Source organism: Peptoniphilus sp. BV3AC2 (assembly GCF_000478945.1).
Classification (GTDB): Bacteria; Bacillota; Clostridia; order Tissierellales; family Peptoniphilaceae; genus Peptoniphilus_B; species Peptoniphilus_B duerdenii.
On sequence record NZ_AWXD01000031.1, the window covers coordinates 1 to 14531 of the forward strand.

The 14531-nt window shown below is 30.0% G+C and carries 11 protein-coding genes and 4 pseudogenes; 3 read left to right on the top strand and 12 right to left on the bottom strand.

Translation table 11 applies throughout. The features are described 5' to 3' along the window. Positions 1-307: 307 nt before the first annotated feature. The 7 genes and pseudogenes from HMPREF1252_RS07660 to HMPREF1252_RS07690 all read right to left on the bottom strand — a co-directional run bounded on the left by HMPREF1252_RS07660 (position 308) and on the right by HMPREF1252_RS07690 (position 8488). Positions 308-2045 (bottom strand): annotated as a pseudogene (locus tag HMPREF1252_RS07660) (ABC transporter ATP-binding protein). Beyond that, complete coding sequence (locus HMPREF1252_RS07665) at positions 2038-3759, bottom strand: ABC transporter ATP-binding protein (RefSeq protein WP_036747155.1); 1722 nt, start codon at positions 3757-3759, stop codon at positions 2038-2040. The pseudogene HMPREF1252_RS07660 and the gene HMPREF1252_RS07665 overlap by 8 nt, the downstream one beginning before the upstream one ends. Before the next feature lie 51 nt (positions 3760-3810). Beyond that, positions 3811-5148, bottom strand: a pseudogene (locus HMPREF1252_RS07670) (MATE family efflux transporter); the annotation flags it as partial. A gap of 12 nt (positions 5149-5160) precedes the next feature. Next, positions 5161-6609 carry an ABC transporter ATP-binding protein gene (locus HMPREF1252_RS07675; protein ID WP_023060232.1) on the bottom strand — a complete coding sequence of 483 codons (1449 nt, stop codon included), beginning with the start codon at positions 6607-6609 and terminating at the stop codon, positions 5161-5163. After that, positions 6606-7286 carry an energy-coupling factor transporter transmembrane protein EcfT gene (locus HMPREF1252_RS07680; RefSeq protein ID WP_012291072.1) on the bottom strand — a complete coding sequence of 227 codons (681 nt, stop codon included), beginning with the start codon at positions 7284-7286 and terminating at the stop codon, positions 6606-6608. The genes HMPREF1252_RS07675 and HMPREF1252_RS07680 overlap by 4 nt, the downstream gene beginning before the upstream one ends. Next, positions 7286-7864 (bottom strand): MptD family putative ECF transporter S component, encoded by a 579-nt coding sequence (locus HMPREF1252_RS07685; protein WP_005956598.1) that lies wholly within the window; start codon positions 7862-7864, stop codon positions 7286-7288. The genes HMPREF1252_RS07680 and HMPREF1252_RS07685 overlap by 1 nt, the downstream gene beginning before the upstream one ends. 51 nt (positions 7865-7915) lie before the next feature. After that, entirely contained in the window at positions 7916-8488 is a 573-nt protein-coding gene (locus HMPREF1252_RS07690; RefSeq protein ID WP_023060096.1) for a TetR/AcrR family transcriptional regulator, read from the bottom strand. A gap of 292 nt (positions 8489-8780) precedes the next feature. Here HMPREF1252_RS07690 and mobC point away from each other — a divergent pair, with 292 nt between their 5' ends. The 3 genes and pseudogenes from mobC (at position 8781) to HMPREF1252_RS07710 (ending at position 11658) form a co-directional block, all read left to right on the top strand. Next, positions 8781-9137 (top strand): plasmid mobilization relaxosome protein MobC, encoded by a 357-nt coding sequence (gene mobC / locus HMPREF1252_RS07695; RefSeq protein WP_023060167.1) that lies wholly within the window; start codon positions 8781-8783, stop codon positions 9135-9137. A gap of 1 nt (position 9138) precedes the next feature. After that, a pseudogene (locus tag HMPREF1252_RS09630) lies at positions 9139-10469 on the top strand (relaxase/mobilization nuclease domain-containing protein). An 85-nt stretch (positions 10470-10554) separates the two neighbouring features. After that, a pseudogene (locus tag HMPREF1252_RS07710) lies at positions 10555-11658 on the top strand (IS256 family transposase). Here the strand turns inward: HMPREF1252_RS07710 and HMPREF1252_RS09815 are convergent. From HMPREF1252_RS09815 to HMPREF1252_RS07725, 5 genes are read right to left on the bottom strand one after another with little or no spacing between them, the layout of a single operon-like run. Next, complete coding sequence (locus HMPREF1252_RS09815; RefSeq protein WP_023060173.1) at positions 11615-11755, bottom strand: hypothetical protein; 141 nt, start codon at positions 11753-11755, stop codon at positions 11615-11617. The pseudogene HMPREF1252_RS07710 and the gene HMPREF1252_RS09815 overlap by 44 nt on opposite strands. Continuing rightward, the gene (locus tag HMPREF1252_RS10020; protein ID WP_369756448.1) at positions 11745-12227 is read right to left on the bottom strand and encodes an ATP-binding cassette domain-containing protein; all 483 of its coding nucleotides are present in this window, start codon (positions 12225-12227) and stop codon (positions 11745-11747) included. The genes HMPREF1252_RS09815 and HMPREF1252_RS10020 overlap by 11 nt, the downstream gene beginning before the upstream one ends. Continuing rightward, the gene (locus HMPREF1252_RS07715) at positions 12211-13233 is read right to left on the bottom strand and encodes an ATP-binding cassette domain-containing protein (protein ID WP_023060123.1); all 1023 of its coding nucleotides are present in this window, start codon (positions 13231-13233) and stop codon (positions 12211-12213) included. Before HMPREF1252_RS07715 ends, HMPREF1252_RS10020 begins: the two co-directional genes overlap by 17 nt. A gap of 2 nt (positions 13234-13235) precedes the next feature. Beyond that, positions 13236-13946, bottom strand: a complete 711-nt coding sequence (locus HMPREF1252_RS07720; RefSeq protein ID WP_023060217.1) for an energy-coupling factor transporter transmembrane protein EcfT — start codon at positions 13944-13946, stop codon at positions 13236-13238. After that, a complete protein-coding gene (locus HMPREF1252_RS07725; RefSeq protein ID WP_019132828.1) occupies positions 13947-14525 on the bottom strand; it encodes an MptD family putative ECF transporter S component in 579 nt (192 codons plus the stop codon). Positions 14526-14531 lie beyond the last annotated feature (6 nt).

A 14531-nucleotide genomic window follows, 5' to 3' on the forward strand; every position in this document is an offset into this window, starting at 1 on the left:
ATTTTAACCTCCTATGTAAGTTTTTTTTACCTTGATAAGTGGGTTAAATTTGAAATATGCTAATCTCACATAATCAATTTCAAGATTATTCACACTTCAAAGTATTTGGATTTTTATAAAAAGATGACAAAATACCCCTCACTTTATATAGTGAAATTTGCCCTCTTTGGTAACCAAAATTTTTATTTTTTTATAGTATTTTTGAGTTTTAATGATTAATTTGAACATAAAAAGAGGACTTATGCTATTAGGCATAAATCCTCTAAAATAAATTTTCCTATTCAAAGACTTTAAATATTTCTTCCTATCAATTATTTAATTTCCATGATTCCGCCTTAGTTTTTGCATTTATAAGGTCAGAATAAAGTCCATTATTTTTAATCAGTTCTTCATGATTACCACGTTCTACTATTTCTCCATCTTTTAAGACTAAAATCTGGTCAGCATTTCTAATTGTCTTTAGTCTATGAGCAATCATTATTACTGTCTTATTTTTTGTTAATGATTCTATTGCTTCTTTAAGCTTATCTTCATTTTCCGGGTCTATATTTGCTGTTGCTTCATCAAAGATTATGATGTCCGCGTCTTTTAGCATGGCTCTTGCAATGGAAATTCTTTGTTTTTCTCCGCCTGATAGACTTGCTCCACCTTCTCCAATGATAGTGTTATATCCTTCTGGTAAAGCTTCTATAAATTCATGACATCTTGCTTTTTTTGCAGCCTCAACCACCTCATCGTGACTTGCATCTTGTTTTCCAAATTTTATATTATTTTCAATTGTATCTTCAAATAGGTATACATCCTGAAAGACCATTGAAATAGAATTCATTAAGTTTTCTATCTTATAGTCCTTAATATTTTTTCCACCTATTAGAATTTCGCCAGAATTTACATCCCAAAATCTTGCAATAAGATTACAAAATGTTGTTTTACCAGATCCAGATGGTCCAACAATAGCAGTCATAGTATTTTCTTTTATCTCTGCTGATACATTTTTTAAAATTGGTCTATCATCATAAGAAAAGCTTACATTTTTAAAGACTATATCATGATTTTTTATTGTCTCTGTAATACTTCCTTCTCTCATATCAGGCATAGAGTCGATAAAACCTACAGAATCTATGGCATTTTCGCAAGCTCTTAGGATTGCCATGTTTGATCCTGCCCCGATTAAGCCTTCAAAGATAATAAATGATGCCATAATCATAAGAATTGTTTCAGCAAGTGGAAGTTCACCAGATAAATTTAATTTTAATGATACATAGACCATAGCTACTGTTGTTATTCCCATTACAATTCTTTGGATAACTGTGTAAGGTGCTACAGATATTTCTAAATCTAAAAGTATATTTGATGTATCTTTTATAGACTTTCTCAAAGCTCTGTTATTTTCTCCACCAAGATTATAGGATTTTATAACCTGCATTCCTTGTAAAGTTGCTAATACTTCTTTTGTAAGTCTTGTTTGTGTTTCTGTCATTTTGTCTGCATTAGCTGATGATTTTTTTCTCCATCATTGATGTAACGATGAAAAATACTACCACACCTGCTACAGCAACCAGTCCTACCTTTACGTTAAAAATTAAAGTTCCAAGGATAAAGACTAAAGTATTTAAAACTCCACCAAGTACAAGAACCAAAAGCATAGGCACCCACATTTCTGCTTGGGAAAGTGAAGATGTAGCAATAGTAGTTAATCTTCCTAGTGAAAAGCTTGAAAAGAAACCCATAGGAACTCTTTTTATTTTTTCTCCTATTTCTATCCTCTTATGAGCTGCCATAAAATATCCAGCGTGTGTTTGTGCCATTTGTGATGATTTTTGTGTCATTATCTTTCCAACAAGGGATATAACTAATATTCCAAGACAAACAAAGATAGCCTTATAGTCTAAAGTTTTAGAAAATATATTTACTAGCATATAGTAAATTGCTCCAAACTCAAGGGCATTAAATACTGCGTGCAAAAATCCAGCGAGAATAGATTTCTTAATATATACCTGTTCTTCTTTTGAAAAATTCCATATCTTTTTAAACACATTAAGCATTTTCATCACCCCTTAAATTTGCAGCATACATTTCCTTATAAAGCTCTGATGACTTTAATAGTTCTTCATGAGTACCATAAGAATTTAATTTGCCATCTTTAATAACAAATATCCTATCTGCATTAACAATTGTCTTTAGCCTATGAGCGATTATGATTAAAGTTTTACCCTTAACTAGATTTGCCAAGGCGTTTTGTATGAGAGCTTCATTTTCAGGATCTATATAGGATGTTGCTTCATCTAAAATTATGATTTGTGCATTCTTTAGCATGGCACGAGCAATAGATATTCTTTGTCTTTCTCCTCCAGATAGATGACCTCCACCTTCACCGACTCTTGTATCATAACCATTAGATAGATTCATAATAAAATCATGGCAGGCAGATTTTTTACATACCTCTATGATTTCTTCGTCAGAGGCATTCTTATTTCCAAGCCTAATATTTTCCTTTATAGTCATATCAAAAAGAAAATTATCTTGAGATACGAAAGAAATTAATGAAGACAAGTTTTCGAGAGATACATCCTTTGTTTCTACTCCACCGATTTTAATAGAACCTATATCTACATTCCAAAAACCAGCAATAAGTTTTGCTATTGTTGACTTGCCTGATCCCGAAGGTCCAACGAGGGCTGAAACATTAGATTCTTTTATTTCCATAGAAAGATTATCTATAACCTTATTTTTTCCATCATAAGAAAAGTCTACGTCTTGAAGTTCTATATTATAGGATTCTATTTTTTCTCCCTTGTCGATATTTTCTAACTCTCTTGAATCTAAAATCTTCCCTATTTCAGAAGTTATAGTTGATATTCTTGACATGTCGTCCATATAGTTCATGATTTTTAAAATGCTAGAAACCGTAGAAAAGGATAAGACGATTAAGGTAATTAAATTTCCTAAATCAATACTTCCATTTATATAAAATAAAATCCCAAAGGGTATGATGGTAATAATTCCCATAGGAGAAAGTAATCTACCTATGGCAACCCTATTCATAGATTCACCCATCCAGTTATAATAAAAGCTTGCATTGTCATAAACTGCATCAGCATATTTTTTATAAGATGATTCGCTTTGATTAAAGGTCTTTATTACTTCTATCCCATTTATATACTCAACAATGGAATTATTCATATGTTGACCAATTGCAACTGACTTTCCAAACATTTCCTTATAATGAGCATTCATAACAGACATCATGGTAGCCATTCCTACCACAAATGGAATTAGTGATAGCAAGGTCAATCGCCAATCTAAGGTAAACATATAAATAAATAATAGAATAGGTCCTACTAAATTTGCCGTAAATTCTGGCACTAAGTGGGCAAGGGATGTTTCCATAGAATCAACTTGCTCAACTATAATATTTTTTAATTCTCCAGATGATCTTGATAGTACATCTCCCAATGGCATCTTGAAAAGTTTCTTAGAAATATCATTTCTGATTTCTCCTAATGAGTTAAAAGTTGCGGTATGGGAAATACTTGTTGATATTCCTGCTGCCACTTCTTTAATAACAAATGTTATTAAAATATTTATGCATAGTGGAGTATATAAGCTAATATCCCTTATGCCATTAATCAAATTCACAATAATTTTCGCCATGTATATATAAGAAAAAAGCCCAGCCACTACTCCAATTATTGCCAGTAAGATTGACATAAAATATGAGCCTTTTCTTTTATTTACATATTCTTTTACTAAATTCACTTTAAAACCTCCTTTAGTAATATTTTTAAATAGTTTATTATATTTTTTTATTTCAGAGGGCATTCTATTAAGCTCTCCAATCATCATTGCTATTCCAGCTAAAATCATAATTAAATCTACAAGAGGTTCAGCAAACCATACTGCCTTAACTCCAAATGTCATTGGTAGAATAATCATGGCAGGAACGAATAAAAATAATTGTCTTAGCATGACGATTATGCCTGCCTTTTTAGCATTTCCTATTGCTTGGAAGAATGTTATAGACATAACCATTACTCCATATAAGATAAATATAGAATAAAATAGTCTAAAGTTTCCTACTCCCTGAGTTATAATACTTTCTTCTACTCCAAATAGGGAAAGGATGTTTTTTGAAAATAATAAGACTGGTAGCCAAAATATGGCTGCAAGAACAAGTCCTCCAATGGAGAATACCTTCATTGCCTCCTTTACCCTGTCATATCTTTTTGCTCCAAAGTTTGTACCAACAACAGGTTGCAAGCCTTGACTCATTCCCCAAAGTGGAATAAAGGAAAAGGCATATATTCTTAAAGTTGCTGCCATTAAGATAGCATTTGTATCTCCTCCATATTTAAATGACATTTTATATAGCATTGTTTGTTGAATCATAAATAAAATTTGCATCATCATAGCAGATGACCCTACGCCAAACATTTCTTTTTTTATTTCCTGATCAGGTTTGATTTTATTTATTTTTACCGCTTTACTTTTATATTTGAAGTAATGGAGTGTTATTATCGCTTGAACAAATTGTGCTGTAATAGTTGCAAGTGCAGCCCCTTCTATTGCGTATTTTCCCATTAATTTCATTAGAATTGGATCAAGAATTATGTTTAAAAAAGCCCCTAGCCCCATAATGAGCATTGCTTTTTTCATTAATCCTTCTCCACGCATAACCATGTTTGCTGATTGAGTAAAGTTTACAAATAAAGAGCCAATGAAAATCACTCGTAAATATCTGATACCATATTCTTTAATTTCTCCACTTGCTCCAACCATATCTAAAAAATGTGGTGCAAGTAAAATTCCGCCTATTGTAATAATTGATGAGAATAGGATAACCCAAAAGATTAAATTCCCCATAATTTTATCAACTGTTTTTTGGTCACCCTTTCCTATAGCTCTTGATAAAACTGATGCTGAACCTACACCTATGAGTGTAGATACTCCACTATTAAAAAAGGTAAGTGGCATAGCTACACCACAAGCTGTCATTGCAGTTTGTCCTATAATATTTCCTGCAAAAATTCCATCCATTAGTGGATAAAGACCTATTACTATCATTCCTATTACAGCAGGGATAGATAATTGAAAAAGTAGGTCTATAGGTCTTTTGCTTAATAATTGTTCTTTCATATCTTGTTTCAAAAAATCAACTCCTTACACAATCAGTCCATCTTTAATAAATTTCAAAATTTCTTTTTCATGTCCCTGAACATATACTTTCTTATATCCATCTTCTTCAAGCATTAACACAGAATTACAAACTTTAAAAATAAGTTCTATATCATGAGTTATTATGGCAAAAGGATATATTTTTGAATATCTTTTTATTATTTCAGAAATATCATTCATTCTCTTGTAATCTAAACCTGACGTAGGTTCATCAAGAATTATTAGTTTTCTACCACTTAAACAAGCAGTTAATAGTGCAAGTCTTTGTTTTTGTCCACCAGATAGATTTTGTGGATGGTCATACCTATTTTCCCAAAGGTCAATATGTTTTAATTCGTTTCTAAGTCTATTTAAATATCCAACGTCATTAATTCTATCTTTTTGTAAAAGCTCATTTTCCACCGTATCAAAAAATATTTGGTATTCTACATCTTGCATCATATAATAAGAGTTTCTTAATCTTTCTTTTTTATTTCTCCCAAAGCTTGTCTTGCCTTTAAAGTTTAATAAACCAGCTAAAGATCTTGCAAGAGTCGTTTTACCTACTCCATTTTTACCTATAATCGCCATTATCTCATTTTCATATAAGCTTATATTTAAATTTTTTATTAATTCTTTTTTACCAATAGAAATACCAGCTCCTCTTATATCCTCAACTACATTTTTGCAATTATCAATATTTTCAGATAGCAAAAAATTATAGTTAATTGTTCTTAAAGAGTAATTTTTACAATCCTTTTCTGTTAATTCACCTTTTTTAAAAACTTTTTCGATTTTACCATCTTTCATATACAAAAAACGATCATATAAATCATTTAAATAGAACAATCTATGCTCAGATATTATTATCGTTTTTCCTAATGATTTTAATTTTTCAAGAATATTCTTAAGTTCGACTATTCCCCTATAGTCTAAATTTGATGATGGTTCATCAAAGAAAATTATTTTAGTATCATAAACAAGAGTAGATGAGATAGCAACTTTTTGCTTTTGTCCACCTGATAAAGAATTGATATTTCTATATTTTAAATTTTCAATTCCCATCACACTCAAAGAGTCATCAACTCTTTTCTTTAATTCTGAAAGCTCCATTCCTAAATTTTCTCCAACAAAGGCAAGCTCATCCTCAACAATATTTGCGAAAAACTGATCTGTTGGATTTTGAAAAACATTTCCTATATACTTTGCCAATTCTCCATTGTTATATTGCGAAATATTTTTTCCTAAAATAGATACTTGTCCATATAATTGTCCTTGATAATGATTCGGAATTAAGCCATTTAATATTCTTGTTAGCGTAGTTTTTCCACAACCAGATAAACCACTTATAACAACAAGTTCCCCTTCTTTAATATTTAGCTCTATATCTTTTAAAATTACCTTATCATTTCCGTCATAAGAGAATTTTTTAATATCTGCTTCTATTACATTCATATTGACCTCCACAATAAGAAAATAGCTAAAAGTAAGAATACGATATCAAAAAATTTAAAAGTTATTTTATGATAATTAGTCCTTTCCCCTCTATATTCTGCTCCTTTAGATATAATAGATGAAGTCAAAGTTTCACTCACTTGCAAACATTTATAGATAAGAGGGATGAAGTAAAGTTCAAAAGACCTAACAGGATGGAGGGGACTTAATCTTAGCCCCCTTACCTTCATGCCATTCTTTATTTCTTTAATCCTTAACCCCATCTCTGATATAAACTTCATTCCTATCACTATGCTTAGAGCAAACACATTTGGAATGTGTAAAAACTTAAGTGAACTCATCATTTTAAGTGGTGATGTATTCACAAGAATACCGCCAATAATAAATATCGGAAAGAGTTTTAATACGATTTCTACAAGACCTAAAATTGCATTTCCACCTATTCCTAAGTCTATAATAGTTAATGTTTTGCCAACAATTAACAAGATAAGAACTGTTGCTAGTTGTTTAATAAATTGTTTTAAGGAAAAAGTTAAGGTTAGAAACATTGATATTCCTATCATAATATAGTAGCCAATATCATCTGTTATAAATAATATAATCGAAAACGCTAAAATTAAAACAAATAAGATTATAGGATTTACAAGACAGTTGTCATCTCTCCTTATGTTTTCCATTACAATATTCCTGATTTTTTACTCTTTTTAAAAAACTTATTATTTATATATAATCCAAATCTTCCTGCTATTAATACCAAAACGATATTAATGCCTATTGAGATTAGCATTGCCTTTGGTGTAAAAAAGGCATCCATAAAGGCAGCCTGTTCTTTTGTAAATACGCTAAAAACTTCAACAATTTTTTCTGGTCCAAGTAATCTTACAAATGTCATTGCATGCATTGAAATAACAAACATTCCAGCAGATAATGCTAAGGCAACTCTATTATCATTTTTATAGTTACCTATAATTAATTCTGCTACAATAGCTGCGATGGCATTTACTATAAGCATTGGCCAATATCCACTTAATGCATAAAATACACCCAGCAACATGAAAAATATAAAAGCTATTCCTCTTTTTTGTAATTTTTTAGCCATAATTATAAATGGCGGAGCTACTACAAAGGAAGAAAATCCTGCCGCTATATATAAGGATAAAGTTCCTAACATTCCTGTGGCCGTTGATACAGCCATGTTTAATATAAACGCCACTACTGTAAAAATTGTAACTTGTACGATATCTTTTAATTTCATATAAACCTCCAATTTAAGATATGTTTTTTCTTTCTGAGTAAACCCTAAGATTTACTTAGCATTATTATCTAAGATAATTCCTATCATTTTTTTTAATGCAAGTTTGTTCTTCACAAAATTTTCTCTTGCATTTAGAACTTCACAACCTAGAATAAATGTGTTAATAAAATCAGTTATTAATTCAATAGCTTCACTTAATTCACCTCTTACATCTTCATCAAATAACATTAAAATACTATCAGATGATGATTTTTTTAGTTTCTTATATAAGTCTTTTAACTTATCGTCATGATTTAATTCCTGCAAAAACATTGCATAAATTGAAACATAGTCACTCTGATATAGCATTTTTTCTAAAATAATCTCAGATAAAACTTCGCTAAAATCCTGACTTGTTTTATTCATCTCATCATAGATTATCTTCTCTCTGTATTTATTTCCTTCTAACATAATGTCGTATAAAATTTCATAGGTAGAACCATAATGATGATACAAGCCACCTCTAGAAAGTCCAGTAGCTTCCATAATGTCATTCATAACTGTATTTCTAAATCCCTTATCCAAAAAAACTTTAATAGCTGCTTGTCTAATCTGCTTTTTTCTTTCATCAGCTTCCATTTTCATTTCATAAATAACCTCCAAACCGACACTCTTGTCGGTATTATTGTATCAACTCTGATAATCATTGTCAATAGCTTCGCTTATACTTCTTTATTAATTTTTTTAAATGCGGTATAATTAATAAAACCTAATAAACGCTTAACGCTTATAACTTTAATAGCAAGCACAGTAAGTGAGTACCCACTTACGAAAAATTGATGAAGCAGAACCTTTATGGACTGCTTCTTTTTTTATCAATTTTACCTTGTTAGGGAGAACCCTAAGACCCCAATATTTTATGATAAGGAGATATACTATGGATAATAGAAAAAGAAATAATCAACTAAAAATATATTTAACAGATGAAGAAAAAGAAGTTTTTGAAAAGAAAATGAAACTTGCAAATTGCAAAACTATGTCCCATTTTCTTAGAAAATGTGTATTGGAAAAAGAGATTTATGTTGTTGATTTAGAACCATTTAGAAACCTACAATGGCTACTTTCGAATGCAACAAATAATATAAATCAGATTGCAAAAGCTACTAATACAACTGGTGTTATTTACAAGAAAGATATCGATTATATGAGAGAAAAAATAGAAAAATTGTCAAGAGAAATATGGCAAATCCATTCTCTACTTCTTAATAAATCAAAAGAAAGTTCTGGTGATTAGTATGGCAATTACAAAAATACACCCAATAAAATCAACTCTAAATTTGGCAATAGATTACATTACTAAGAGTGAAAAAACTGATAAAAAAGTCTTGGTATCTTCATTCAAATGTCATCCATCTACTGCACACATTCAATTTATGAAAACACGAGAAGATAATGATACCAAAGGTACAGTTTTAGCTAGACATTTGATTCAATCTTTTCTTCCAGGAGAGGTTGATCCTATAAAAGCTCACGAAATTGGAATGGAATTATGTAAGAAAATTTTAAAAGAAGATTATGAATTTGTTCTTGCAACTCATATAGATAGAGGGCATATCCATAACCATATTATTTTTAATAATGTTAATTACAAGACTGGTAAATGCTACCAATCTAACAAAAATCTTACCACAAAATTAGGTATCAAAGTGATGAATTGTGTAAAGAAAATAAGCTTTCAGTCATTGATGAATATTATGAAGCTTACAAAAGAAAATATAAAACTGCTGGTAAATCTTAGTATGAGTATGACCAAAACAAGAAAGGCAATTCTTGGAAATCTAAATTGCAATTTGATATAGATCGAATGATTAATAAGTCTAAATCGTGGGAAGAATTTTTAGAAAATATGAGGTCTCTTGATTATGAAATTAAGTTTGGTAAACACATTGCTTTTCGTCATAAAGATAAGCAAAGATTTACAAGATCAAAGACTATCGGAGAAGATTATACTGAGGAAAGAATCAAAGAAAGAATAGATTTAGCTATTAAAAACAAAGCTAATCCTACTAAAAAGCGTGGAGGAAATGTTATTGATATATCTACTAATAAAAAAGCTCAATCCTCTAAAGGTTATGAAGTTTGGGCAAGAAAACATAATATCAAAACAATGGCTGATTCAATAATTAAGCTTAGAGAACAAGGAATTAATTCAATTACTCAACTCGATGATCTAATCAAAAAATCTGCTGATGATAGACAAGAATTATTAGATAAAATAAAGAAAATTGAAACTGAGATGAAGAGTTTATCCCAAGATATGGAAAATATTAATACTATAAATAAGTATCGTGAAATCTACAAATACCACAAGAAAAATCCTGATGATAAACAATTTGAAGAAGAATATTATAGCGAACTTTCCGTATATAAAATAGCCGCTCAAGACATACTAAAGAATTATAAAAAGCTACCAAACACAAAAGAAATATTATCAAATCTCGATAAACTGCAAGAAAAAAAGAACACCCTTATGCAAGAGTATTCTTTGAATAAAGAGCAATTTTCTGAACTTGTTCAGTATAGAAAAAACTATCAAAATTATTATGGGAAGGAAGTAGAGAGGTAATATCTTCACTTCTGAGACTGTGTAAAATTTTGTGTATATAAACTTCCTGATTAGGGTAGAGAAAAACTAATCAAGAGGAATTTTTATGCCAAGAAAAAGACCAGAAACAAAAAGAAGCAAAATAGCAAAAATGTTAATTGAAGAATATCAACCTCAAAGTGCACAAGATATTCAAGAATCACTAAAAGATCTTTTAGGTGATACAATGGAAGAGCTATTAAAAGCAGAATTAGATGAGCATTTAGACTATGAATATGGAGAAAAACCTCTATCATTAAACACCAGAAACGGTTCAAGCAAAAAAACAGTTAGATCATCATATAGAAATATAGATTTAAATATACCAAGAGATAGAGAAGGAACATTTGAGCCACAATCATTAAGAAAATACGAAAAAGACATATCAAACATAGAAAAGCAGATAATATCAATGTATGGGAAAGGAATGACAACAAGAGACATATCAAGTCACATAAAAGGTATCTATGGTTTTGGAATATCAGAAACAATGGTAAGTAAAATAACCAACAAAATATTACCAACCATAGAAGAATGGCAAAATAGACCACTAGAAAAAATCTATCCTATGGTATTCTTAGACGCCATACACTACAACGTAAGAGAAAACAACATAGTAGTCAAAAAAGCAGTATACATCGCCCTAGGCTACAATCTAGAAGGCTTTAAAGAAATCCTAGGCATGTGGGTAGGCGAAAACGAATCAAGCAAATACTGGCTCTTAGTACTAAATCGGCTAAAAGAAAGAGGATTAGAAGATGTATTAATCTTCTCCACAGACAACCTACTAGGATTTAGCCAAGCCATAGAAGCAGTATACCCAAAAGCTGAAGTTCAAAAATGTATAATCCACCAAATAAGAAACTCAACAAAATATGTATCATACAAAGACATCAAAGAATTAATGAAAGACTTAAAAGCAGTATACAAAGCACCAACAGAAGACTTAGCATTAACAAATCTAGGAATCTTTGAAGAAAAATGGGGTAAAAAATACCCAATGTGTGTAAACTATTGGAAAAATAACTGGACAGAACTATCCACATATTTCAAATATCCATAAGGAATAAGAAAGTTAATCTACACGACAAATGCAATGGAAAACTTCAATAGTGAACTAAGAAAAGTTACCAAAAACAAGACCATATTTCCAATAATTTTGATGGTCTAATAGAATTATACTCATAGCAAAAATCCTCAGCTTCAAGCATTTTTTTAAAAAGATCTTTTCTTTTGTTTATATTAAACTTATTACTATTAACTTCCATGTTTTTCTCCTAAATATAATTTTGTAATTTTCTCATCTGAAAAGTTTCCTATAATTCTTTTACTTTGATTATCGAAACATAAAATATGCTCACAACATTCTTCTATTAATTCATAGTCATGAGTTATTATGAAAATTGTCTTTCTTTCTTTCTTTAATTCCAACATATTTTTTGCCACCTCTTGCATATGGTAATAATCCAAACCACTTGTTGGTTCATCAAAAAAAATAATGTCTCTATCGGATACCATAGCTGTGGCAATAGCTAGCCTTTGTTTTTGACCACCTGACAAACTCATAGGATGTTTTTCTAGCAAATGATATAGATTTAAAGACTTTAATATATCTATATACTTACCATCAGCATACTTAGCAGATAAGTTTACCTTCATCTCCTCTTCTACGCTTTCAGTAAATAATTGGTGATTAACATCCTGCATAACAATATAGCTTTTTTTAACCTTGTTTTTTATCCATCTTTATCCCTGCTACTTTTATAACCTCTTTAGATTTCTTCTCAAGTCCGCAAAAGCAATTCATAAAAGTTGATTTACCTACCCCATTTAATCCAACTATACCAATAATAGAATTCATTGGTAAAAATATATTTTTAATATCTAAGAGTTCTTTTTCTTTTACTCTAAACTTTAAATAGTCTATTTGTATTAGGTTATTGTTTTTATATTTGTTTGCTTTGTTATCCGTAATATTCCCTATCCTGCTATAAAACTTTAATTTACGATTTTGATTACTTCTTAGTCCCATCTCTTTAAGAGCTTTATATGGGATATCTTCAAATTCATTTCCCGAGAAAGTTCGTTCTATTTTCCCCTCTTTCATATAATAAACTCTATCAGCTAAACCCATTAAATACCAAAGTCTATGTTCTGCAATAATTATTGTCTTTCCCTCTTTTTTCCATTTTGTTATTATTTCTCTCAATTTCTCTATAGAGTCAACATCCAAATTAGATGATGGCTCATCCAACACAATAATTTCAGTTGGAAAGGTTTCAGAAGTTAAGCAACATATTCTTTGCTTTTCTCCACCTGATAGTGTAAAAAGATTTCTTTTTTGAAAGTCTTTAAGCTTATATTTTTCCAAGATGTCTTTTATATTCTTTACAATATCTTTTGGATTCATATTATAATTTTCAGGTTTAAATACTAATTCGTCTTCTACTATGGCATTAAAAAATTGACTTTTTGGATTTTGGAATACAGAATTTACTTTGCGAGATATGTCTCTTATATCCATATTTGTAATGTTCTCATCATCTATACATACTTGTCCAGTTAATTCACCAAAATAAAAATTAGGTATCAATCCATTGATCAGCCTTAAAATGCTAGTTTTTCCGCACCCAGAAACTCCTGTAAATAAAATGCATTCGTTCTTTTTTATCTCTAAGCTAATGTTTTCTAAACATTTTTTGTCAGAATTCATGTATTTGAAATTTAAGTTTGTAAATTTTATCATGGTCAACCTCTTATAAATAAAACTACTAGGAAAAAAAGCATACTCATTAAGATATAATCAGCTTTACCAAAACATAATCGATGAATAGATGATCTGTTTTCTTCTATTGATAATCCTTTTGTTAAAGCTGAAACTGTAAGTTCTTCCCCAACTTTCATAGATGACATCATTAAGGGAATATATTTATACTCAATAATTTTAAAAATAGAAATACTATTTTTAAAACTTATCCCCCTAATTCTCATAGCTTTTTTTATCTCTATATTATCCATTATTACATTTGGTATGAATCGAAAAACAACAGATAGTGGTAAATTTATTTTTTCTGGAATTTTCATCTTTCTAAAAGCTTCTAATAGAGATGATACTTCTGTAGTATTTAGAAGATAATAGCCACAAAATAAACAAGGAAACATTTTTGCAATGATATTAACATACACATTAATAAAAATGTTAAGAACAAGTGGAATAGCATCTGTCATCCCACTTATCCTTATTAGTTGTGCAGATATATATATAATAATCCCCTTAACCACTGCACTAACTTCGTCTTCACATAAAAGCAAACCTGCTGTTAAAGCAAACAAGGCAAATTTGATATAAAGTCTATTACCATAATCATATGCATTTAATACTATAATATTTACTACAATCAAAAGTAATAGTTTGGTTCTAGGGTCGAGTTTAGCTAACGATTCTTTATGCAAAGTCATCTATACTATACCTGCTCTTTTAAAATGTTTATTTAATAATTTTTTACCAATGAAATATCCTATTAAAGCCCCAACAAAACCTAAAGCTACAACTACTATCAACATATAGTTTTCTGTCAAAGGTCGAACAGCTTTAACATATTCTGGTGCTATTTGTTCATATTTACTAAAATATACGTCCTTCATAATCCACATAGGTAACATAGAACCGACTGACCATTCGGTAAAAACTCCATATCCTATTGCGAGTTTGTTACTTGACTTATATTCTCCCGATTTTATAATTAGATCTGCAAGAATACCGCAAACACATCCACTTAGTAGTAATATCCAATGTTGACCCATCAAGAATCCAATTAAACCAAGAAGGATTCCCATAATTGAAATAGCTCCAAATTTTCCTACTTTTGTGCTAACAACTAAAAATGGTAAAGCTCCAAGTATTCCTAAGAAAAAAGGTATGAGTGGCATTAGTATGGGAATATTTCCTAAAATTCCACTTATCATAAAGGCCACCATAGTCAAAACTACCATTATTCCAACTGTTATTAGATCCTTTGCTGTTAATCTCTTTTTCATTTTTTT

What these genes read in the sequence shown, in the direction of transcription:
- HMPREF1252_RS07675 (WP_023060232.1), bottom strand. Translation starts at nt 6,609, where the DNA reads ATGAATGTAATAGAAGCAGATATTAAAAAATTCTCTTATGACGGAAAT.
- HMPREF1252_RS07680 (WP_012291072.1), bottom strand. Translation starts at nt 7,286, where the DNA reads ATGGAAAACATAAGGAGAGATGACAACTGTCTTGTAAATCCTATAATC.
- HMPREF1252_RS07685 (WP_005956598.1), bottom strand. Translation starts at nt 7,864, where the DNA reads ATGAAATTAAAAGATATCGTACAAGTTACAATTTTTACAGTAGTGGCG.
- HMPREF1252_RS07690 (WP_023060096.1), bottom strand. Translation starts at nt 8,488, where the DNA reads ATGAAAATGGAAGCTGATGAAAGAAAAAAGCAGATTAGACAAGCAGCT.
- mobC (WP_023060167.1), top strand. Translation starts at nt 8,781, where the DNA reads ATGGATAATAGAAAAAGAAATAATCAACTAAAAATATATTTAACAGAT.
- HMPREF1252_RS09815 (WP_023060173.1), bottom strand. Translation starts at nt 11,755, where the DNA reads ATGGAAGTTAATAGTAATAAGTTTAATATAAACAAAAGAAAAGATCTT.
- HMPREF1252_RS07715 (WP_023060123.1), bottom strand. Translation starts at nt 13,233, where the DNA reads ATGATAAAATTTACAAACTTAAATTTCAAATACATGAATTCTGACAAA.
- HMPREF1252_RS07720 (WP_023060217.1), bottom strand. Translation starts at nt 13,946, where the DNA reads ATGACTTTGCATAAAGAATCGTTAGCTAAACTCGACCCTAGAACCAAA.
- HMPREF1252_RS07725 (WP_019132828.1), bottom strand. Translation starts at nt 14,525, where the DNA reads ATGAAAAAGAGATTAACAGCAAAGGATCTAATAACAGTTGGAATAATG.